Consider the following 17,698-nt stretch of genomic DNA (forward strand, 5'->3'; position numbering starts at 1 on the left):
TTCTAGTATTGTTCGTCTTCGTTCGGGTATTGTACTGCTTTTACTTCGGCCACATAATTTGCTACTGCTGTTGTGATTTGTTCGTGCAAATTAGCGAAATGACGCATAAATTTTGGTTTGAAGTCGGCATTCATTCCAAGCATGTCGTTAATCACAAGGACTTGTCCATCGCAATCCGGCCCAGCCCCAATACCAACTGTTGGAATCGCTAGTTTTTCGGTTACTGTTTTAGCTAATTTTGCCGGTATCTTTTCCAGAACAATTGCAAAACAGCCCGCCTCCTGCAAAGCGAGTGCATCTTCTATTAATTTAGCGGCTTCTTGTTCTTCTTTTGCCCGCACACCAAAATTTCCAAATTTATTGATGGATTGGGGAGTCAAGCCCAAGTGTCCACATACAGGGATTCCTCCGGCAATGATTTTTTTGATGTTTTCGATGATTTCAAGTCCTCCCTCGAGTTTTAATGCGTGCGCACCTGATTCTTTCATCATGCGTACAGCTGCATTGTAAGCTTCATTGGCAGAGCCCTGATAAGATCCAAATGGCAAATCTGCTAATACCATGGCACGCTCGGTACCCCGAGCAACGGCAGCGGCATGGTAGATCATATTATCTAGGGTGATAGGCAAGGTAGTTTCGTAGCCAGCAAATACGTTGGCAGCGGAATCTCCAATCAAAATAACGTCAACACCAGCTTGATCTACCATTTTGGCCATGGAGTAATCATAGCTTGTAAGCATAGAAATCTTTTCCTGACGTTCTTTCATGGCTTGCAGCATTGCTGTGCTTACTCGTTTCATTTCTTTGTTTACAGACATCTTAACTTATATTGTGTGTTCAAAAGTAAGCTTTTTATCATACATTGACCAATATTCTGCCTTGTGTTTTGTATTTTTGCAAAATGATACAAAATGAGAATCGTCTATTTAAATTTCCCAAATTTTCAGAATTAATCATCCATGAGGATGAAAATTTGATTGTTATCAATAAACCGCCGTTTATCGCTTCTTTAGATGAACGTGAGGGTGGGGAGGTCAATATTCTTCGTTTGGCGAAGAAATATCATCCTGATGCACAGGTGTGCCACCGCCTGGATAAAGAGACCTCGGGTATTTTATTAATTGCAAAAAATCCAGAAACATACCGTACAATCTCCATTGCATTTGAAAAAAGAAAGGTGAATAAGATTTATCATGCAATCATAGGAGGTACACATACTTTTCAGGATTTGCTTGTCGATTTGCCCATCTTGAACCAAGGTAATAAAAATGTATCTATTGATCGTGCAAACGGCAAACCAGCAGAGACCATCTTCAATTCGATCAAATACTACAAGAACTATACCTTAGTGGAATGTAAACCCATTACAGGACGTATGCACCAAATCCGTATTCACCTAGCGACACAACATGCCGCTATTGTGGGGGATGACATGTATCGCGGTAAACCTGTGTATTTGTCCCAAATTAAGAAAAGAGGATATACATTGTCCAAAGATGAAGAGGAACAGCCTATTATGAAGCGTTTTGCACTACATTCAAAACATGTTGAGTTTGAATTGAACGGAGTTAAGATGGCTTTTGAGGCACCTTATCCAAAGGATTTCGCGACGTTGTTGAAACTATTGGATAAGTTTGATTCTTAATAGCGGGATTACCTATGAGTCCGAAGACAAAAAAGATAATCGGAAACGTTGTATTTGTACTGCTCATCGGTTTGTTGATTTGGCCAACAAGTAGAAGTTATTTCCAGCAATTTTTAATGAAAATAGGCTTTTTCAAGCCGAAGTTGGAGGTTCCGTCGACTTCTAAAGAGTTCGTTGTGACGACTCCGCCCGATGTATTCGCGCATGTGTCGTTTGTTAACCAGCTTGGGGACACCGTAAAAGTAGCGGATTTGAAGGGCAAAGTGGTTTTTATTAATTTTTGGGCAACGTGGTGTGCACCTTGTCGCGCAGAAATGCCTTCGATCAATGTGTTATATGATCGTTATAAAGATAATCCCAATATGGTGTTTTTGATTGTGGAGATTGAGGGCGACAAAGCAAAGGCCGAGACCTTCGTGAAAGGACAGCAGCTGACTTTGCCAATCAGTTTTCCAAACAGCGATATTCCAAAAGAATGGCTCTCGGGATCTATTCCTTCAACGGTGATATTGGACAAAGCAGGAAAGGTGGCCACACGGCATGAAGGTATGGCGGATTATTCGAGCCCTGATGTAGGTAAATTTATTCAAGATTTAATCAATAAATAATTTTTAAGATCTCTAAATATAGCATGACAAGAGCAGAACTTATTCATCAAATAAAAGCGAAACGCTCATTTTTATGTGTCGGATTAGACACAGACCTCACCAAAATCCCGGAGCATCTTTTAGATGATGAGGATCCCATCTATAGCTTCAATAAGGCTATCATAGATGCAACAGCTGATTTATGCGTTGCCTATAAGCCCAATATTGCGTTTTATGAATGTTATGGAATCAAAGGCTGGCAATCGCTTCAAAAAACCTGGGCTGCATTACCAAAGGATTGTTTCAGTATTGCTGACGCAAAAAGGGGGGATATTGGCAATACGTCGGGACGTTACGCAATGGCATTTTTTGATGAAAAGACGTCTGGTCTTGGATTTGACAGTATTACAATCGCACCTTACATGGGGAAGGACTCGGTGACACCATTTTTGGATTTTAACGATAAATGGGCAATCGTACTTGCTTTGACATCGAATGAGGGTAGCTTGGACTTTCAAAATTTTGAAAACAAAGAAGGGCTGCAATTGTTCGAACAGGTGATCGATAAAGTTAATACCTGGGGGACACCTGACAATTTGATGTATGTTGTCGGAGCAACACGCGGAGAGGGGTTTATCAAAATTAGGGAACATGCACCAGATCATTTTTTATTGGTGCCGGGAGTGGGGGCGCAAGGAGGTTCGCTTGAAGATGTTTGTAAATTTGGTATGAACAAAGATTGTGGACTTTTAGTAAACAGCACAAGGGGAATTATCTATGCTTCAAAAGGACGTGATTTCGCTGAAAGAGCGCGGGAGGAAGCCCTAATTCTACAGAAAGAAATGGAAGTAGAACTGTTAAAAGCAGGCATTATTTCCTGATTTGACATTTAATAATTCATTCGTAATACTTACCTTTGCAGCATGCCAGAAAAAATTATAATTCTAGACTTCGGGTCTCAATACACACAGTTGATCGCTAGACGTGTCAGAGAACTAAATGTGTATTGTGAGATACACCCGTTCAATAAATTGCCGGATTTTGATGACTCCGTAAAAGGTGTTATCCTTTCAGGAAGTCCTTATTCTGTTAGACAAGAAGATGCACCGCAAATTGATTTTGTCGCTATTCAGGATCGTTTCCCACTTTTAGGAGTTTGTTACGGAGCACAATACATTGCTCAAAAATCAGGTGGTGAAGTATTACCTTCTGAAATCCGTGAATATGGTCGTGCAAATCTGCAGTTTGTCAATAGTGAGAATGAATTATTGGCAGGAGTACCAACTCAATCGCAGGTATGGATGTCACATGGAGACACCATCAAAGAAGTTCCTGCAAATTTTGACATTATAGCAAGTACGGATAAAGTTCGTGTTGCTGCTTATCAAGTAAAAGGTACCCGCACCTATGGTATACAATTCCACCCGGAAGTAACACATAGTACTGATGGGGCTATCTTATTGAAAAACTTCGTTGTAAACATTTGTGGTTGTGCACAGGATTGGACACCAGACGCATTTGTTGAAACAACAGTATCCTCTTTGAAAGCGCAATTGGGTGACGATCACGTTATCATGGCTTTGTCAGGAGGAGTAGATTCAACAGTAGCAGCAGTATTGTTGCACCAAGCAATCGGAAAAAAATTACATTGTATTTTCGTAGATCATGGTCTGCTTCGTAAAGATGAATACGAGCAGGTGTTGGATTCTTACAAAAATATGGGGTTAAATATTAAAGGAATAAATGCCAAGGATTTATTTTATGGTAGATTAGCTGGGGTTTCTGAACCAGAAGAGAAACGCAAAATCATTGGTAATTCATTTATTGATGTTTTTGATGAAGCTGCAAAAGAAATCCAAAAGGAATTACCTGAAGGAATTGAAGCGAAATGGTTGGGACAAGGAACAATTTACCCAGATATTATCGAGTCGGTTTCAGTGAAAGGACCTTCAGCAACAATCAAATCACACCATAACGTTGGTGGTTTACCTGATTTCATGAAATTGAAAGTCGTAGAACCACTTAAAACGTTGTTTAAAGATGAAGTAAGAAGAGTAGGAAAAGCTTTAGAAGTGGATCAGGCAATTTTAGGCAGACATCCCTTCCCTGGACCAGGTTTGGCAATTCGTATTTTAGGTGATATTACACCTGAGCGTGTACGTATTGTACAAGAGGCTGATGCGATCTTTATCAATAATCTGAAGGAAGCTGGCTGGTACGATAAAGTATGGCAAGCTGGTACAATTTTCTTGCCAGTGCGTTCTGTAGGCGTAATGGGTGACGAGCGTACTTACGAGCATGTTGTTAGCTTACGTGCAGTTGGTTCTCTTGATGGAATGACTGCGGATTGGATACATTTACCATATGACCTGTTGGCAAAAATTTCAAATGAAATTATCAACCATGTGAAAGGAATAAACAGAGTTGTATATGATATCAGTTCAAAACCGCCCGCTACAATTGAGTGGGAATAAAATATGGGTTGCGGCACTTGTAGCATTATGTCTTGCAAGCTGCACAACCAAAAAAAGCACAGTATTGCGTTCGCCTTCCTCTGGTCAAGGCGAACAGCAAACTGCTGTGACTAAACCAGCAGTTGACAAAGATAAGACCATTGCCAAAGTGGGGGATATCCAGGATGTCAACGGCCATGCTGTGAAAAATAATCGCATCGCCTTGCTATTACCATTCGAGTTAAGTGGTATTGCCGGGACGATTACAAAAGAAGATGTGGAGCGATCTTCCTTGGCACTTGATTTTTATCAGGGATTTCAGTTGGGCCTTGACAAAATTGCCAAAGAGGGGGCTTTATTTGATCTACAAGTAATTGATTCTCGAGACAATGTTGCTTATAATGCGACCTTAGGGACTTCGGCGAATGTCAAAGATGCCGTACTTGTGGTTGGTCCGGTATATCCTCGTGAGATAAAAAGCTTTGGGCAAACATTTGCAAACAAGAATGTGTTACAAGTTTCTCCGTTGGCGGCGACTATGGCTTCTGAATTTAGCCTACCCAATTTGGTTTCCATCACACCTTCTATTCGTACACACGCAGAAACATTAGCAAAATATGTTGCTGACCAGTACTATACAGGTGATCAGATCGTCGTATATGATGCCGGTGACGATGAAAGTAAGCAGTTTCTAGTCAGTTTTGTTAGCGAAGTTTCAAAGGCTAATGCACAGGCAAAAGTAAAAACGGTTTATAATCTTGCCGAACTGGATAACAGTCTTGTATTGACCGGTTCAAATCATATTGTAAGTGGTACCGCCAATAAGAATCTTGTGAAAGCCCTATTGGATAATATGGACGAACGCTTTTTGAATCCTGGTAATCAATTTAAGTTATACGGACATCCAAATATGGCTAAGCTTTCGTTTGAGAATTTCGAAAATATGGATTTTTATGGACTTACTATTACCTCTTCCAACTTAGTGAATGAGAGTGATAGTGATACCCGAAAATTTATTGGAAATTATAAATCGGCTTATAAAGTGGATCCATCCGAGTTTTCTTATAAAGGTTATGATGCGGCATTGTATTTCGGTCGATTGATCCACAAATACGGCGTGGATTATGTTAGCCGAATGACGCAAGATAAGTTTTCGGGATTGAATAGCGATTACAAATTTGAGTTTTATCCAAAATGGGGCTATGCTAATAGAGCTTTGGGTATAATGGTTTATCACAACAAAAAATTTGAAAGAAAATAATCTTTGAATGGCTGAATTCAGTGAAAGACGTGTTCATCAACAAATACGTAATTTTGAGCGGGCAATGGATGGTTTTGAAGCTGACCAACCATTTTCGCGTTATTTGACTACTTTTTTTAAGTTGAACAAGCAAATGGGATCTTCCGACCGGAAGTCTACCTCCCGTTTATGTTATAATTATTTTCGTCTGGGAATGGCGGCTTCGCAGTTGTCACAACAGCGTAGATTGGTGCTTGCGGAATTTCTATGTGAACAGGAAAGTCCTTTGGTGGCCCTTTTTGAGCCTTCCTATAGTGATAAACTCCATCTGCCGCTGAAAGACAAAATCGCATTTCTAACGTCTGAAGGTGTTTTTAAACTGAATGATCTCTTTCCATTTGCGGATTATATTTCTGAAGAGGTTGACTTGGTGCAATTTTTAGAGAGCCAGTTGATCCAGCCCAACTTATATATTCGGGTGAAACGCGGGAAGACAAAGATCGTGTGGGCTATTTTGGATAACAATCAGATTCCTTATTCCATGATTGGCGATCAGACTATCGCTTTGAATAATGGAACATCCTTGCAACGATTTGACACATTGGAAGGGATGATAGAAGTGCAGGATCTTTCTTCGCAACGCACTTTGGATTATATGGAGCCCGCTGAAAGAGAATCATGGTGGGATGCATGTGCTGCTTCGGGTGGCAAATCGCTCTTATTGATGGATGCTTGTCCAACTGTTAATCTTTTAGTATCCGATGTTCGCATGAGTATTCTCCGAAATCTCGATGAACGTTTTGACCGTGCCGGAATAAAGCATTACCGAAAAAAAATACTCGATCTTACCAAGGATAGCTTCGCAATTCTTGGGAGCGAACGATTTGACGGGGTGTTATTGGATGCGCCTTGTACTGGATCAGGAACCTGGGGGCGTACACCAGAAATGGTTAGACAGTTTCGGGCCGCTAAGATTGCCGAATTCAATGCACTACAAAAGAATATTGCAAGTAATGTGGTGGGGCATGTTAAAGCGGGCAAGCCTTTGATTTATATAACCTGCTCTATTTTTAAAGCAGAAAACGAAGATGTTGTCAATTACATTGTAGATAATTTTGGTTTTGAAATAGAACGTATGGACTATTTGAAAGGTTATGAAGAGAAAGCGGATAGTATGTTTGTGGCGCGATTGATTAAAAAGTAATTTATATATATAATACAAGCAAAAAGGCTATTTTTTCATTGGAAAAAATAGCCTTTTTTTATAAATATGGATCGTTTAATATCAGTCACATTTACTTGGAACAACGAGCACAGGGCAGGTAGATTTACGAATGACTGATTCGGATACTGAGCCGGAAATAAAGTGATCAAAGCCCGTCCGTCCATTGGTCCCCATAATAATAAGATCTGCAGACCACTCATGGGACGCAGCCAGAATTTCTTCTTTAATGGATCCGATTCGATTAAAAAGATATACTTCGCCTGCACCTGTAAATTCGCGGCTTATTTTCTCAAGATATTTTTGTGCATTATCCTGTTCCATTTCCGATACTTCTGGAACGATGATGGGTTGCTGACCTAATAGCGGGTCCGCACCAAAGCTGGCCGGAGAAGTAGGGGGAACAACAGTGACAAGCGCTATGGAGGCTCCAAATACCGCGGCCATTTCTTTGGCATATAGTATAGCCTTTTCTGAGCATGGTTCGTCGTCAACAGCGACGAGTATCCTTTTGAATTTTGAATTTGTATTCTCCATTTCTACTATAATTAATTTATCTTCGTCATATAATATATAATCACATTTTTGACGATTTTGTTTTGTTTAGCACATGAAATATGGTATTTGTACACTAGCTCTCGTTCCGTTACGTTTAGAACAGGCACACCGTAGTGAGATGGTTTCTCAGGTATTGTTTGGTGAACATTTTGAGATCCTTGATGAACAGGCCGATTGGACATCAATACGTCTGTTGGAAACGGACTATTTAGGCTGGATTCAAAACGGGCAGTTTCAGGAACTAAACGACTTGGATATGCAACATTATCTGACCGGAACACCAATTATCGTTGGAAGGGAAGGGGGAATTCTGTTTACTGATACCGCACAATTTCAGCTCTGTCATGGAACCAAGCTTTACCTAGATGCAGAGAATACTGTCAATTTATCTCCATTGAGATTAACTTATCAAGGTAGTATCAATCCGTTTACTAGAAATCAATTTGAGACTGAGGTGTCGCGATTGGCTTTGAGTTATAAGGACACCCCTTATTTATGGGGCGGGCGTTCGCAATGGGGGATTGATTGTTCCGGTTTCTCCCAATTGATTTATAGTTGTTTTGATCTTTCCTTGCCTCGTGATGCTTATCAGCAAGCTGAAAAAGGGGAGACTGTAGATTTTATTTCAGAAATAAAAGTAGGCGATTTGGCCTTTTTTGACAATGCCGAAGGAAGGATTACCCATGTAGGGATTATGCTGGATCGCGATACGATTATCCATGCCTCAGCGAAAGTCCGTGTTGATCGGATGGATTCAGAGGGTATTTTTAATGCAGAACTCGGTCGTTATACACACAAACTCCGGATTGTTAAGCGTTATGTATGATGTATGGTTATTAGGGATATAAAAAAGGCTATAAGTAAATTATAGCCTTTTCTATTGATAAACTCCTTATCGACTAGAAGTGAAATTGTACACCTAAAGTTGGCGCTAGTGAGTTTACATTCAAACCAAATGTATTTACTGCAACGTCATGAGTTTTATCTTTATTATAGTTGTAGTATAAACCTCTAACTTTTAATTCGATGCCGATTTTGCTTGTTGGGAAGTAAGCTAAACCTGGAGCCAATTCAACACCATATGATTCGAATTTATTCTTTGACTCTACGTTACTTACTTCAGTGGTTGTTGTACCCCATGCCATCGGAACTGACAATTGAGCAAAGAATCTTACTGGGCCGTTTGCAGTGTATTTTCTGGCAAAAGGAGAAACTTGAAAAGCATCGTTTTTAACGCTATTATTTTTGTCTGATTCAGTTTTGCCCCAATTGTAACCGATTCCAGTACCAATTGCCAAGTTGTCACTTACAAAGTAACCAACTGTTGGGTTGATAGAGAATGAATTGTTTTTATAGTCTGTATCTTTCACTTTAGAAGTTTCGAATCCTATTTGACCACCAACCATAATTTTTCCTTGTTCAGTTTGAGCTTTTGCTGCTATTGTTAAACCTGCAATGGCAGTTAATGTTAGTAAAACTTTTTTCATGTCTTTTTATTTAATAGTTTGTTTTAATGCGCCAGTAATTACTTCCTGACTTTTTAAATTTGTTAGTCAAATATCGAAATCTTATTTTGATTTTTTGTCACTAGATTGTCTAGATGTTTTGTCATTATTGTAAATAATAGTGGTTCAATTAATTAAAATTTGATGTATTTTTATTTTTATCGTTTCTATTTAACAATAATGATATTAAGCTGACTTTTTGTTTTCAATTGTCAATTTCAAGTAAGAAGATAAAAAAAAGCCATTTGTCAACAGCGGACAAATGGCTTTTTTTTGTATTTGAAAGACCGATTTTAATCGAAATATTCTTTGATTCGCTCGAAGAATGATTTTTCACTTTTACCTGGTTGAGGTTTAAAGTTTGGCGATTCTTTCAGTTTGTTCAATAATTCTTTTTCTTCGTTAGATACGGCTTTTGGTGTCCAGATATTAACGTATACAAGTTGGTCCCCTTTGTGATAAGAGTTGACTTCAGGAATACCTTTTCCTTTTAACCGTAAAATTTTACCACCTTGTGTACCGGGCTCAATTTTGATTTTCGCTTTTCCATCTATTGTAGGAACTTCAACGCTTGTGCCTAAGGTCGCATCTACGAAATTAATGTATAGGTCATAGATCACATTTAGTCCGTCACGTTTTAAACTTTCGTGTGGTACTTCTTCTATCAGGATAATTAAATCTCCTGGAACACCACCACGCGGAGCAGCATTTCCTTTTCCACTCATGGAAAGTTGCATGCCTTCACTTACTCCTGCAGGGATATTGATTGCGATAGTTTCCTCACCGCGTTCGAGCCCTTCACCTCTACAAGTTGTACATTTTGCCGTAATTTCAACGCCTTCACCATTACAAGTAGGGCAAGTGCTTGTTGTTTGCATTTGTCCTAAGATGGTATTTGTTACTCTTCTAACAGATCCGGATCCCCCACAGGTTTTACAGGTATGGAAAGAAGATTTATCTTTAGCACCAGATCCGTCACAAGAATGACAGACCACTTGTTTGTTAACCTTTACCTTTTTCTCGACGCCTTTGGCAATTTCTTCGAGTGTTAATTTAACTTTTATGCGTAAGTTGCTTCCACGAGCTACCCGACGGCCACCACGCTGGCCACCTCCGCCGCCAAAGAAACTTTCAAATGGATGTCCTCCACCAAAGATATCACCAAATTGGCTGAATATGTCTTCCATATTCATACCGCCGCCACCGCCAAAGCCACCACTTGCCGAATTACCGGCATGGCCAAATTGGTCATAACGTTGACGTTTTTGTGGATTGCTCAAGATATCGTATGCCTCAGCAGCTTCCTTAAACTGTTCCTCAGCTTCATGATCACCAGGATTTTTATCCGGGTGGTATTTTATCGCCAATTTGCGATATGCTGATTTAATCTCCTTCTCGTCCGCTGATCGCGAGACACCAAGTATATCGTAATAATCTCTTTTTGACATCGTCTTAATATTATTGACCTATAACTACCTTTGCGTGACGGATCACTTTGTCACCTAAGTAGTACCCCTTTTCGATCACGTCCACTACTTTATTCTTTAATTCTGCTGTGGGTGCAGGAATTGCCGTGATAGCTTCTTGTAATTCAGGATCGAAGGCTTGGCCTGTAGCTTCCATTTCCTTTAACCCCAATTGCGACAACGTTTGTCTGAATTTGTTGTTAACAATATCCATTCCTGTTTTTACAGATTCAACATCTGTCGCTGTTTCCATGGCTGTTAATGCTCTGTCAAAATCATCTAGTGTAGGTAATAGCTTACTGATGACATCTTTTCCCGCTGATTGAATCAATTCAACACGTTCTTTGCTTGTACGTTTTCTATAATTGTCAAATTCAGCAGAAAGACGAATGTATTTATCCTTTGCCTCTGCCAATTCTGCAGCCAATTTCTCTTCAGTAGACAGTTCTTCTGCTATATTATCCGCAGGCTGTTCTTGTTGTTCAGAAGAATTTGTTTCTACTGGATCTTGACCTTCATCGTAATAATTATCTTGCTCATTCATATCTTCAATGCTAAAATTAGATTCAAAAATTTACTCTATGCTTCGTTTGTCAAAGTTTTTGCCAAACAATAAAATTCCGACAGCTTGTCAGATTTTATTAAAAAAGCCTAACAATTTGTCGGAATCTCATTTTTTATATGTCAGTTTTCCGTCTAGATACTGACATTGTCCTGTAATACCCCATCGGCGGTTTTGATGATGCGGGATGGCATATTACGGATAATAGTATAATCGTGGGTTGCCATTAAAATAGCTGTTCCCGAATTGGCAATGTCACGTAATAATAAGACGATTTCTTCTGATGTAGCAGGATCTAAGTTGCCGGTAGGCTCATCTGCCAGAATAATTTCGGGGTTATTTAGCAATGCGCGGGCAATTACAATACGCTGTTGTTCACCGCCAGAAAGTTCATGCGGCATTTTCTTAAGTTTGGAACGAAGTCCAACTTTTTCCAGTACATCCAATATACGGCTATCGATCATTTTCTTATCTTTCCAGCCTGTTGCTTTCAGTGCAAATTCGAGGTTTTTCTCGATGCTTCTATCGGATAAAAGATGAAAATCCTGGAATACAATACCCAATTTTCTACGCAGGTAGGGAACATCATTTTCGTGCAGCTTTTTAAGATCAAAGCCCGCAATCATTCCCTCACCATTGCCGATGTATAAATCGCCGTAAATGATTTTTAGTAAACTACTTTTTCCACTACCGGACTGACCGATAAGATAAATAAACTCTCCTTTACCAATGTTTAAATTGACATTGGACAATACCAAATGTTTTTGTTGGAAGATATCAACGTTTTTTAATGTAATTACTTTATTTTCAATCATGGAAGCTAAAATTCTAATTTTTTAATTTGCCCAAAAGGCATTTCTTTAACCAGTTGCATGATATATTCTGCCTTTTCTCCTAATCCAATCTTATCGAGTGATTTATCTGGGCGGTCGACTCTAAAATATGCCAGCAAGGTGAAGGCATCATCTCTTAATTGAACATAATCAGGGATTTTGGCGACACCTTTTACTTTAATGATATACATGATTTCAAAGTTAGTATTTTTAATGCAATTTATTTACTATGAATTTAAAGGAAGCTTATTGGTTTGCGAATAAAAAATCCAGTGTATTCACGCCATCAGCAAAATCATCTAAAGCAGGGCATTGGCTTTCTCCAAAATGAAATACCGGCGACGGCACATTTAATGCTATTTCTGAAACAATACATTGGATGTTTTCTTGCGCTAGTTTGAGCTTATTTTCAACTTCAGCCAGTGTTTCGTATGTTTCGTAATAAACCACAGCAAGGGGAGAAGCCGTGCGCTCATCTTCTTTGAGCAATAAAAATCCATTATCAAAATGCTTGTCGCCATTGATCAGGTAGATGGATTTGTTATAGTCGTAATTGTTATTGTATTTAAAATGCTCTGTTATGCTGTTAAAAGCAGCGATACCTTCAAAGAAGTGTGCTATTGGGTAATCTTTTGGAATAAATAGCTTTGATACAGAGCGACAGCCCAACCCAAAATAATCAAAGATGTCGTGTCCCAGTGATTCCAACTGGTTGGGAGATTCTTGGCCACCGATAACGGCAATACTATTTCTATTGCGACGAATAATATGTGGTTTGGTGCCAAAATAGTAATCAAAGTATCGGGAGCTATTGTTAGAGCCTGTTGCAATAACCAGATCGAAATCTTTTAGTATGTCAACAATTTCACAGGCATCATTAAAGTATGGGTCAATTTGTTTAAGAAGGTTGAGCACATAGCTTGTCAATCCTGCATCGTCCGATGAGACTTTGATTTTTGCGGTAAAGCCGCTGATCAGTACCGATAGGATATCATGGAAGCCAACCAATGGAATATTGCCGGCCAGAATTAAACCTACAATTTTCGTTGAATGAAGATCTGGATAAGGCGCCAACCAGTGATTCAGCTTTTCTATTGTCAAATTGGCAGCAATGGCTTGAATGGCGCGTTCAACATTTTGAGGGGTATACCAAGGGTTTTTATGTTGGGCGAATTGAATGATTTGAATCAAATCTTCAGGGCGCTTTTGCAGCTGTTCGCCTAATTTTACAAATGCATTTATTCGTTGTTGCTTTGTCAAAATATTAAAATTTTAAAAGATGAATACACAAATTTGTATTATATTTGTGCTGTTAACATTAATCAACGTGAATCAACTAGCCTTATTGTTCAATCAGACTTTGTTTCATATTGATAATGCAAAAATAGTTTATTTATCATAATTGTGAGGTTATAAATGGCGATTAAAATTACAGACGAATGCATTAACTGTGGTGCTTGCGAACCGGAATGCCCAAATAATGCAATATACGATGCTGGTGTAACTTGGAAATTCTCAGACGGGACGGCTTTGGATGGGGTTATCGATTTTGGCGATGGTGTTACACTAGATGCCAACGAGTCTCAAGAAGCAATCTCTAATGAAGTCTATTATATTGTTTCAGATAAATGTACAGAATGTGTAGGTTTCCACGATGAGCCTCAATGTGCAGCGGTTTGCCCTGTGGATTGTTGTGTGGATGACGAAGATGTACGTGAATCGAACGATGAGCTATTAGCGAAAAAAGCTTGGTTACACGCGGAATAAATTTAGTACTCCGTTAAAATATAAGGCAGGATAAGAAATTTTCCTGCCTTTTTTGTGTCTTTCTATTTTGGCGAAATCGATATTTTGTTGCGAAACTTGGCTATTTGGAATAATAATATTTGCAAAAGCATAGTATTTTTTTATTTTTGTTCTTTTGACCATTAAAATCTTTTAAATGTTAAAAACCAAAATAGGGTTGATTACCCTGATCACAGTTACATTAGCTTGTATCATTGCTGTATTATACGAATTTGATGTTGTAGGCTTTTCGCATGAATTTCTAATGGCTGTCCGTTGGATAGTTGCTACCGTTTTGGTTGTAAATGCGCTCTTTAAGAAAAATTTGACGACCTGGATTTTGACCTGTATGATTATGGGGATATTTGTCGGGTTGGATTTTCCAAATTTAGCGATTTCCCTGCAACCTTTGAGTAAAGGTTTTATCAAGTTAGTCAAGACGATTGTGGGACCGATTCTTTTTTCTACGCTTGTTTATGGAATTGCAGGCCATTCTGATTTGAAACAGGTGGGACGTATGGCATGGAAATCTATGCTTTATTTCTTTTGCGCAACGACATGTGCTATTTTTATTGGTTTAGGTGCTATAAATCTGACTCGGGCAGGAGTGGGCGTTGATGTTGCACATATGCCACATGAAGAACTCCCTGTAGCAAAGGAAAGTATGGATGAGCATATCCTCAAAACACTTCCGGACCATGTGCATCCTGTATATAAGTTCACTTCTTTTATACGCGACTTGTTTCCTGAAAATATCGTCAAATCTGTAGCCGATAATCAAGTTTTACAGATTGTTGTATTTTCAATTTTGTTTGGGATTGGATTGGCAATGGTAGATGAGAAAAAGCGTAAACCCTTGGTTGATTTTACCGAGAGTATGTCTGAAACGATGTTTAAGTTTACGAACATGATTATGTACTTTGCGCCTATTGGGGTTGGTGCCGCTATGGCCTACACGGTGGGGCATCTCGGTGTCGATATCCTAAAGAATCTTTTCATGCTTTTGGCGACGCTGTATTTTGCTTTAGTGTGCTTTTTATGTCTGGTTCTTCTTCCGGTAGCACTTTATCTAAAAATACCTGTGAAACGTTTTATTAATGCGATTAAGGAACCTGTTTCGATTGCATTTGCCACTACAAGCTCAGATGCGGCATTACCGAAAGCAATGAGCGCGATGGAGAAATTTGGTGTACCACGTAAGATTGTTTCGTTTGTAATTCCGACAGGATATAGTTTTAACTTGGATGGTACTTCACTTTATTTATCATTGGCTGCGATTTTTGTCGCTCAGGCGGCTGGTATCCATTTGTCGTTTGGACATCAATTAATGATTGCATTTACATTGATGATCACCTCTAAAGGTGTTGCTGCTGTCCCAAGGGCTTCATTAATTATTTTGATTGCAACAGCGGATCAGTTTGGCTTACCAACATTTGTCATTGCTGCAATTTTAGGTATCGATGAACTCATGGATATGGCGCGTACTTCTGTCAATGTAATCGGAAATTGTTTGGCAACCGTTGTTGTTGCTAAATGGGAGGGCGAGTTTGATGAAGAAGCTCCTTACCGCGAAGATACTGAAGAGGCAATCTAATAGAAATAACTGACGAATATTCGTTGAAGAAAAGCAGTCTTGACATCCCGTTGAGACTGCTTTTTTTATTGTCTTTAGCTCATGTTGATGATTTTGCTATGCCTATTTATTATATTTAGCGCAATAACTACCGTTCTTTAAACCAAATAGAAGTTTAAACCAAATCCGTACAGGGAAATGAGACAATCTATATTTTATTTTTTTGTGTAATGATTACGATCAATATGGCATTCGCTCAAACAAAGACGACTGCTGTCGATCGGGATTCATCTGCTTATATTGAAACCCAGGATGGGGTCAAGCTTTTTGCGAAGTCTGCTGGCAATGGTCCGGTCTGTATCTTCGTACATGGAGGGCCAAGAGCCTAGAGTAAGTCGTTTGAGGAGATGGGAGGTCGTGGTTTTGAAAAGTGGCTAAAGATGGTGTATTTGGACCAGCGAGGTTGTGGAAGGTCTGAGGTGTCGACTAGTGGAAATTATTCGTTAGAACGCATGGTAGAAGACATTGAAGCTATTCGTCATGCTCTAGGGGTTGAAAGAATCTATCTATTGGCGCATTCCTTTGGTGGGGTAATCGCTGTAAATTATGCGAAAAAATATCCAGATCATTTGTTTGGTTTAATATTGGCAAATTCGACTTTGGACCTCAATAGTTCATTGGAAGATCAGATAGGGCATGTTAACCAATTAATCCACAGCAACTTCAAGGTTGTGGCCAGGGATTCCATCTTGGCAACTTTTTCATTGGCAAGGCGAGCACTTTCAGCGAAGATTTTAGGCCAGAAGCAAAAGAGATTAAAGTGCCAGTTTTGGTCATTGTGGGTAAAAAGGATTATGCTATTGGGGTGAATCACTACCGAAAATTTCAATTTCCGCACCAAAGAAATGTGCTCATCGAAGGTGGGCATGTCTTGTATTACGAGCAAAAATAAAGCCTTTGTTGATGCTATATTTTTTTTATAAAATAAAAAGCTGCTTGCAAGCTGTTGTTGACGGCCTGGGATCCTTTACAATAGCTTGCAAGCGAAATATTTTATATCAACGTCCATCAACGTAGTACCATAAATCACCTTGTTTTTTGAAAGTAGACTTTTCATGATGAATTTGAACTTCCAGCTGTGGATCCAGGTAATGTGCTTCAAACTCGACAGTGTGGAATGTAGATTTAAGGATAGAGAGTTGCATCCATTTATTCTCCCGCGCCCATTGTCCGATTGCCTGTTTATTTTGGAACCGTCGTGTTGAGGGATGGAACGTATCGTATAGGAAATCGATCTGTTGTGTCACAAAGGCGCTATAACGTGCGCGCATCAATGCCTCTGCTGTGGTTGCTTTGGCATGGAAACGATGAATTTGCTGGCAGCATTCCCCATAGGTATTGCCAGAGCCACAAGGGCATAATTGACCTGATTCTATCACTTGAATGTTTAAAATTTTACCAGCCTTTAATAGCGCCATTTTTGAAGACTTTTTTTGCGGTCGCTTCGACTTCCGGTGACTGATACGCCTGAATAAACTGCTGCACCTTCTCATCGTTTTTATTATCTGAGCGGGCAACAATCAGATTAACATAAGGCGATTCCTTATCTTCTGTGAATAAGCCTTGTTTTTCGGGATCTAACCCAGCCTGAGAGGCGAAACTATTGTTGATGATGGCAATTGTAACCTGAGGATCATCAAGAACACGAGGTAGCTGAGGAGCCTCCATCTCTATGATCTTAACCTGTTTAGGATTGCTTACTATATCTGTTACTTTAGGTTGGATACCTACATTTTCTTTTAGACCGATAATTCCCTCGCGTTGGAGAAGTAAAAGAGAGCGTCCACCATTGGTAGGGTCATTAGGGATGGCAATAACGGCTCCCGGTTGTAACTCTGTAATTGTTTTTATTTTCTTTGAATAGGCAACAATGGGAAATACAAACGTATTTCCGACAATGGTTAATTTCGTGAAACCGCGTTGTTTGGATTGCTCTTGTAGATAGGGCTGATGCTGAAATACGTTTACATCGATATCACCCTGATTTAAGGCTTCATTAGGTACGACATAGTCGTTGAAAGCCACTAACTCAACATCAAGATTGAACTTTTCTTTTGCAACTTTCTTAGCCGTCTCCGCAAGCTCCTTTTCTGGGCCGGAAACAACACCGACTTTGAGGATATTCTCTTTCTTTTCTCTGTTATTGCATGCCACAATCGATACGAGACTGAAGGCTAAGATTGCAAATGCATAGTTCAATTTTTTCATA

The 17,698-nt window shown here is 39.4% G+C and carries 21 protein-coding genes; 11 read left to right on the forward strand and 10 right to left on the reverse strand.

The window, feature by feature from the left end:
• Positions 1-2: 2 nt before the first annotated feature.
• Complete coding sequence (gene panB, locus M2419_RS06870) at positions 3-818, reverse strand: 3-methyl-2-oxobutanoate hydroxymethyltransferase (RefSeq protein WP_088161770.1); 816 nt, start codon at positions 816-818, stop codon at positions 3-5.
• 83 nt (positions 819-901) lie between these two features.
• Between panB and M2419_RS06875 the strand changes: the two genes are divergently transcribed.
• From M2419_RS06875 to M2419_RS06900, 6 genes are read left to right on the forward strand one after another with little or no spacing between them, the layout of a single operon-like run.
• Entirely contained in the window at positions 902-1,645 is a 744-nt protein-coding gene (locus tag M2419_RS06875; protein ID WP_159726405.1) for an RluA family pseudouridine synthase, read from the forward strand.
• Between the two features lie 14 nt (positions 1,646-1,659).
• A complete protein-coding gene (locus tag M2419_RS06880; RefSeq protein WP_159726407.1) occupies positions 1,660-2,253 on the forward strand; it encodes a TlpA disulfide reductase family protein in 594 nt (197 codons plus the stop codon).
• A gap of 23 nt (positions 2,254-2,276) precedes the next feature.
• On the forward strand, positions 2,277-3,113 hold the full coding sequence (gene pyrF / locus M2419_RS06885) for an orotidine-5'-phosphate decarboxylase (RefSeq protein ID WP_153844715.1): 837 nt from the start codon (positions 2,277-2,279) through the stop codon (positions 3,111-3,113).
• A gap of 42 nt (positions 3,114-3,155) precedes the next feature.
• On the forward strand, positions 3,156-4,706 hold the full coding sequence (gene guaA, locus M2419_RS06890; protein ID WP_159726411.1) for a glutamine-hydrolyzing GMP synthase: 1,551 nt from the start codon (positions 3,156-3,158) through the stop codon (positions 4,704-4,706).
• Positions 4,663-5,946, forward strand: coding sequence for an ABC transporter substrate-binding protein (locus M2419_RS06895; protein ID WP_159726413.1), 1,284 nt, complete (start codon positions 4,663-4,665; stop codon positions 5,944-5,946). The genes guaA and M2419_RS06895 overlap by 44 nt, the downstream gene beginning before the upstream one ends.
• Positions 5,947-5,953: 7 nt before the next feature.
• Positions 5,954-7,129 (forward strand): RsmB/NOP family class I SAM-dependent RNA methyltransferase, encoded by a 1,176-nt coding sequence (locus M2419_RS06900; RefSeq protein ID WP_259254602.1) that lies wholly within the window; start codon positions 5,954-5,956, stop codon positions 7,127-7,129.
• An 81-nt stretch (positions 7,130-7,210) separates the two neighbouring features.
• Here M2419_RS06900 and M2419_RS06905 read toward each other — a convergent pair whose 3' ends face one another.
• Positions 7,211-7,684 (reverse strand): universal stress protein, encoded by a 474-nt coding sequence (locus tag M2419_RS06905; protein ID WP_120334088.1) that lies wholly within the window; start codon positions 7,682-7,684, stop codon positions 7,211-7,213.
• Positions 7,685-7,757: 73 nt separating this feature from the next.
• Between M2419_RS06905 and M2419_RS06910 the strand changes: the two genes are divergently transcribed.
• Complete coding sequence (locus M2419_RS06910; protein ID WP_259254603.1) at positions 7,758-8,531, forward strand: C40 family peptidase; 774 nt, start codon at positions 7,758-7,760, stop codon at positions 8,529-8,531.
• 73 nt (positions 8,532-8,604) lie between these two features.
• Here M2419_RS06910 and M2419_RS06915 read toward each other — a convergent pair whose 3' ends face one another.
• The 6 genes from M2419_RS06915 to M2419_RS06940 form a co-directional block, all read right to left on the reverse strand.
• Entirely contained in the window at positions 8,605-9,192 is a 588-nt protein-coding gene (locus tag M2419_RS06915) for an outer membrane beta-barrel protein (RefSeq protein ID WP_153844710.1), read from the reverse strand.
• Between the two features lie 311 nt (positions 9,193-9,503).
• Positions 9,504-10,658 carry a molecular chaperone DnaJ gene (gene dnaJ, locus M2419_RS06920; protein WP_046672894.1) on the reverse strand — a complete coding sequence of 385 codons (1,155 nt, stop codon included), beginning with the start codon at positions 10,656-10,658 and terminating at the stop codon, positions 9,504-9,506.
• Positions 10,659-10,668: 10 nt separating this feature from the next.
• Positions 10,669-11,220 (reverse strand): nucleotide exchange factor GrpE, encoded by a 552-nt coding sequence (locus M2419_RS06925; protein WP_046672893.1) that lies wholly within the window; start codon positions 11,218-11,220, stop codon positions 10,669-10,671.
• Between the two features lie 152 nt (positions 11,221-11,372).
• Positions 11,373-12,053, reverse strand: coding sequence for a cell division ATP-binding protein FtsE (locus M2419_RS06930; RefSeq protein WP_046672892.1), 681 nt, complete (start codon positions 12,051-12,053; stop codon positions 11,373-11,375).
• A gap of 5 nt (positions 12,054-12,058) precedes the next feature.
• A complete protein-coding gene (locus M2419_RS06935) occupies positions 12,059-12,262 on the reverse strand; it encodes a fructose-6-phosphate aldolase (RefSeq protein ID WP_070561119.1) in 204 nt (67 codons plus the stop codon).
• A 55-nt stretch (positions 12,263-12,317) separates the two neighbouring features.
• Entirely contained in the window at positions 12,318-13,331 is a 1,014-nt protein-coding gene (locus M2419_RS06940; protein ID WP_259254604.1) for an acyl-CoA reductase, read from the reverse strand.
• Between the two features lie 156 nt (positions 13,332-13,487).
• On the opposite strand from M2419_RS06940, the gene M2419_RS06945 reads away from it, so the two are divergent.
• The 4 genes from M2419_RS06945 (at position 13,488) to M2419_RS06960 (ending at position 16,298) form a co-directional block, all read left to right on the forward strand.
• Positions 13,488-13,838 (forward strand): 4Fe-4S dicluster domain-containing protein, encoded by a 351-nt coding sequence (locus tag M2419_RS06945; protein ID WP_046672889.1) that lies wholly within the window; start codon positions 13,488-13,490, stop codon positions 13,836-13,838.
• A 175-nt stretch (positions 13,839-14,013) separates the two neighbouring features.
• The gene (locus tag M2419_RS06950; RefSeq protein WP_075992868.1) at positions 14,014-15,450 is read left to right on the forward strand and encodes a dicarboxylate/amino acid:cation symporter; all 1,437 of its coding nucleotides are present in this window, start codon (positions 14,014-14,016) and stop codon (positions 15,448-15,450) included.
• Between the two features lie 209 nt (positions 15,451-15,659).
• Positions 15,660-15,818, forward strand: coding sequence for a hypothetical protein (locus M2419_RS06955; RefSeq protein ID WP_182331852.1), 159 nt, complete (start codon positions 15,660-15,662; stop codon positions 15,816-15,818).
• Between the two features lie 51 nt (positions 15,819-15,869).
• Positions 15,870-16,298: an alpha/beta fold hydrolase gene (locus tag M2419_RS06960; protein ID WP_182331854.1), complete on the forward strand. Its 429-nt coding sequence runs from the start codon at positions 15,870-15,872 to the stop codon at positions 16,296-16,298.
• A 189-nt stretch (positions 16,299-16,487) separates the two neighbouring features.
• Here the strand turns inward: M2419_RS06960 and M2419_RS06965 are convergent, their stop codons facing one another.
• Together M2419_RS06965 and metQ are read right to left on the reverse strand one after the other, a co-directional pair.
• Positions 16,488-16,907: a YchJ family protein gene (locus tag M2419_RS06965; protein WP_259254605.1), complete on the reverse strand. Its 420-nt coding sequence runs from the start codon at positions 16,905-16,907 to the stop codon at positions 16,488-16,490.
• Positions 16,885-17,697: a methionine ABC transporter substrate-binding lipoprotein MetQ gene (gene metQ, locus M2419_RS06970; protein ID WP_088161762.1), complete on the reverse strand. Its 813-nt coding sequence runs from the start codon at positions 17,695-17,697 to the stop codon at positions 16,885-16,887. Before metQ ends, M2419_RS06965 begins: the two co-directional genes overlap by 23 nt.
• Position 17,698: the final 1 nt, after the last annotated feature.

Source organism: Sphingobacterium sp. BIGb0116, assembly GCF_024808035.1.
GTDB lineage: Bacteria > Bacteroidota > Bacteroidia > Sphingobacteriales > Sphingobacteriaceae > Sphingobacterium > Sphingobacterium paramultivorum.

Excerpts from the sequence above, each read along its gene's own strand:
- M2419_RS06955 (WP_182331852.1), top strand. The coding sequence starts at position 15,660 with ATGATTACGATCAATATGGCATTCGCTCAAACAAAGACGACTGCTGTC.
- guaA (WP_159726411.1), top strand. The coding sequence starts at position 3,156 with ATGCCAGAAAAAATTATAATTCTAGACTTCGGGTCTCAATACACACAG.
- pyrF (WP_153844715.1), top strand. The coding sequence starts at position 2,277 with ATGACAAGAGCAGAACTTATTCATCAAATAAAAGCGAAACGCTCATTT.
- M2419_RS06905 (WP_120334088.1), bottom strand. The coding sequence starts at position 7,684 with ATGGAGAATACAAATTCAAAATTCAAAAGGATACTCGTCGCTGTTGAC.
- M2419_RS06915 (WP_153844710.1), bottom strand. The coding sequence starts at position 9,192 with ATGAAAAAAGTTTTACTAACATTAACTGCCATTGCAGGTTTAACAATA.
- M2419_RS06950 (WP_075992868.1), top strand. The coding sequence starts at position 14,014 with ATGTTAAAAACCAAAATAGGGTTGATTACCCTGATCACAGTTACATTA.
- M2419_RS06900 (WP_259254602.1), top strand. The coding sequence starts at position 5,954 with ATGGCTGAATTCAGTGAAAGACGTGTTCATCAACAAATACGTAATTTT.
- M2419_RS06960 (WP_182331854.1), top strand. The coding sequence starts at position 15,870 with ATGGTGTATTTGGACCAGCGAGGTTGTGGAAGGTCTGAGGTGTCGACT.
- M2419_RS06945 (WP_046672889.1), top strand. The coding sequence starts at position 13,488 with ATGGCGATTAAAATTACAGACGAATGCATTAACTGTGGTGCTTGCGAA.
- M2419_RS06910 (WP_259254603.1), top strand. The coding sequence starts at position 7,758 with ATGAAATATGGTATTTGTACACTAGCTCTCGTTCCGTTACGTTTAGAA.
- M2419_RS06930 (WP_046672892.1), bottom strand. The coding sequence starts at position 12,053 with ATGATTGAAAATAAAGTAATTACATTAAAAAACGTTGATATCTTCCAA.
- panB (WP_088161770.1), bottom strand. The coding sequence starts at position 818 with ATGTCTGTAAACAAAGAAATGAAACGAGTAAGCACAGCAATGCTGCAA.
- M2419_RS06935 (WP_070561119.1), bottom strand. The coding sequence starts at position 12,262 with ATGTATATCATTAAAGTAAAAGGTGTCGCCAAAATCCCTGATTATGTT.
- metQ (WP_088161762.1), bottom strand. The coding sequence starts at position 17,697 with ATGAAAAAATTGAACTATGCATTTGCAATCTTAGCCTTCAGTCTCGTA.
- M2419_RS06925 (WP_046672893.1), bottom strand. The coding sequence starts at position 11,220 with ATGAATGAGCAAGATAATTATTACGATGAAGGTCAAGATCCAGTAGAA.
- M2419_RS06875 (WP_159726405.1), top strand. The coding sequence starts at position 902 with ATGATACAAAATGAGAATCGTCTATTTAAATTTCCCAAATTTTCAGAA.
- M2419_RS06965 (WP_259254605.1), bottom strand. The coding sequence starts at position 16,907 with ATGGCGCTATTAAAGGCTGGTAAAATTTTAAACATTCAAGTGATAGAA.
- M2419_RS06880 (WP_159726407.1), top strand. The coding sequence starts at position 1,660 with ATGAGTCCGAAGACAAAAAAGATAATCGGAAACGTTGTATTTGTACTG.
- dnaJ (WP_046672894.1), bottom strand. The coding sequence starts at position 10,658 with ATGTCAAAAAGAGATTATTACGATATACTTGGTGTCTCGCGATCAGCG.
- M2419_RS06895 (WP_159726413.1), top strand. The coding sequence starts at position 4,663 with ATGATATCAGTTCAAAACCGCCCGCTACAATTGAGTGGGAATAAAATA.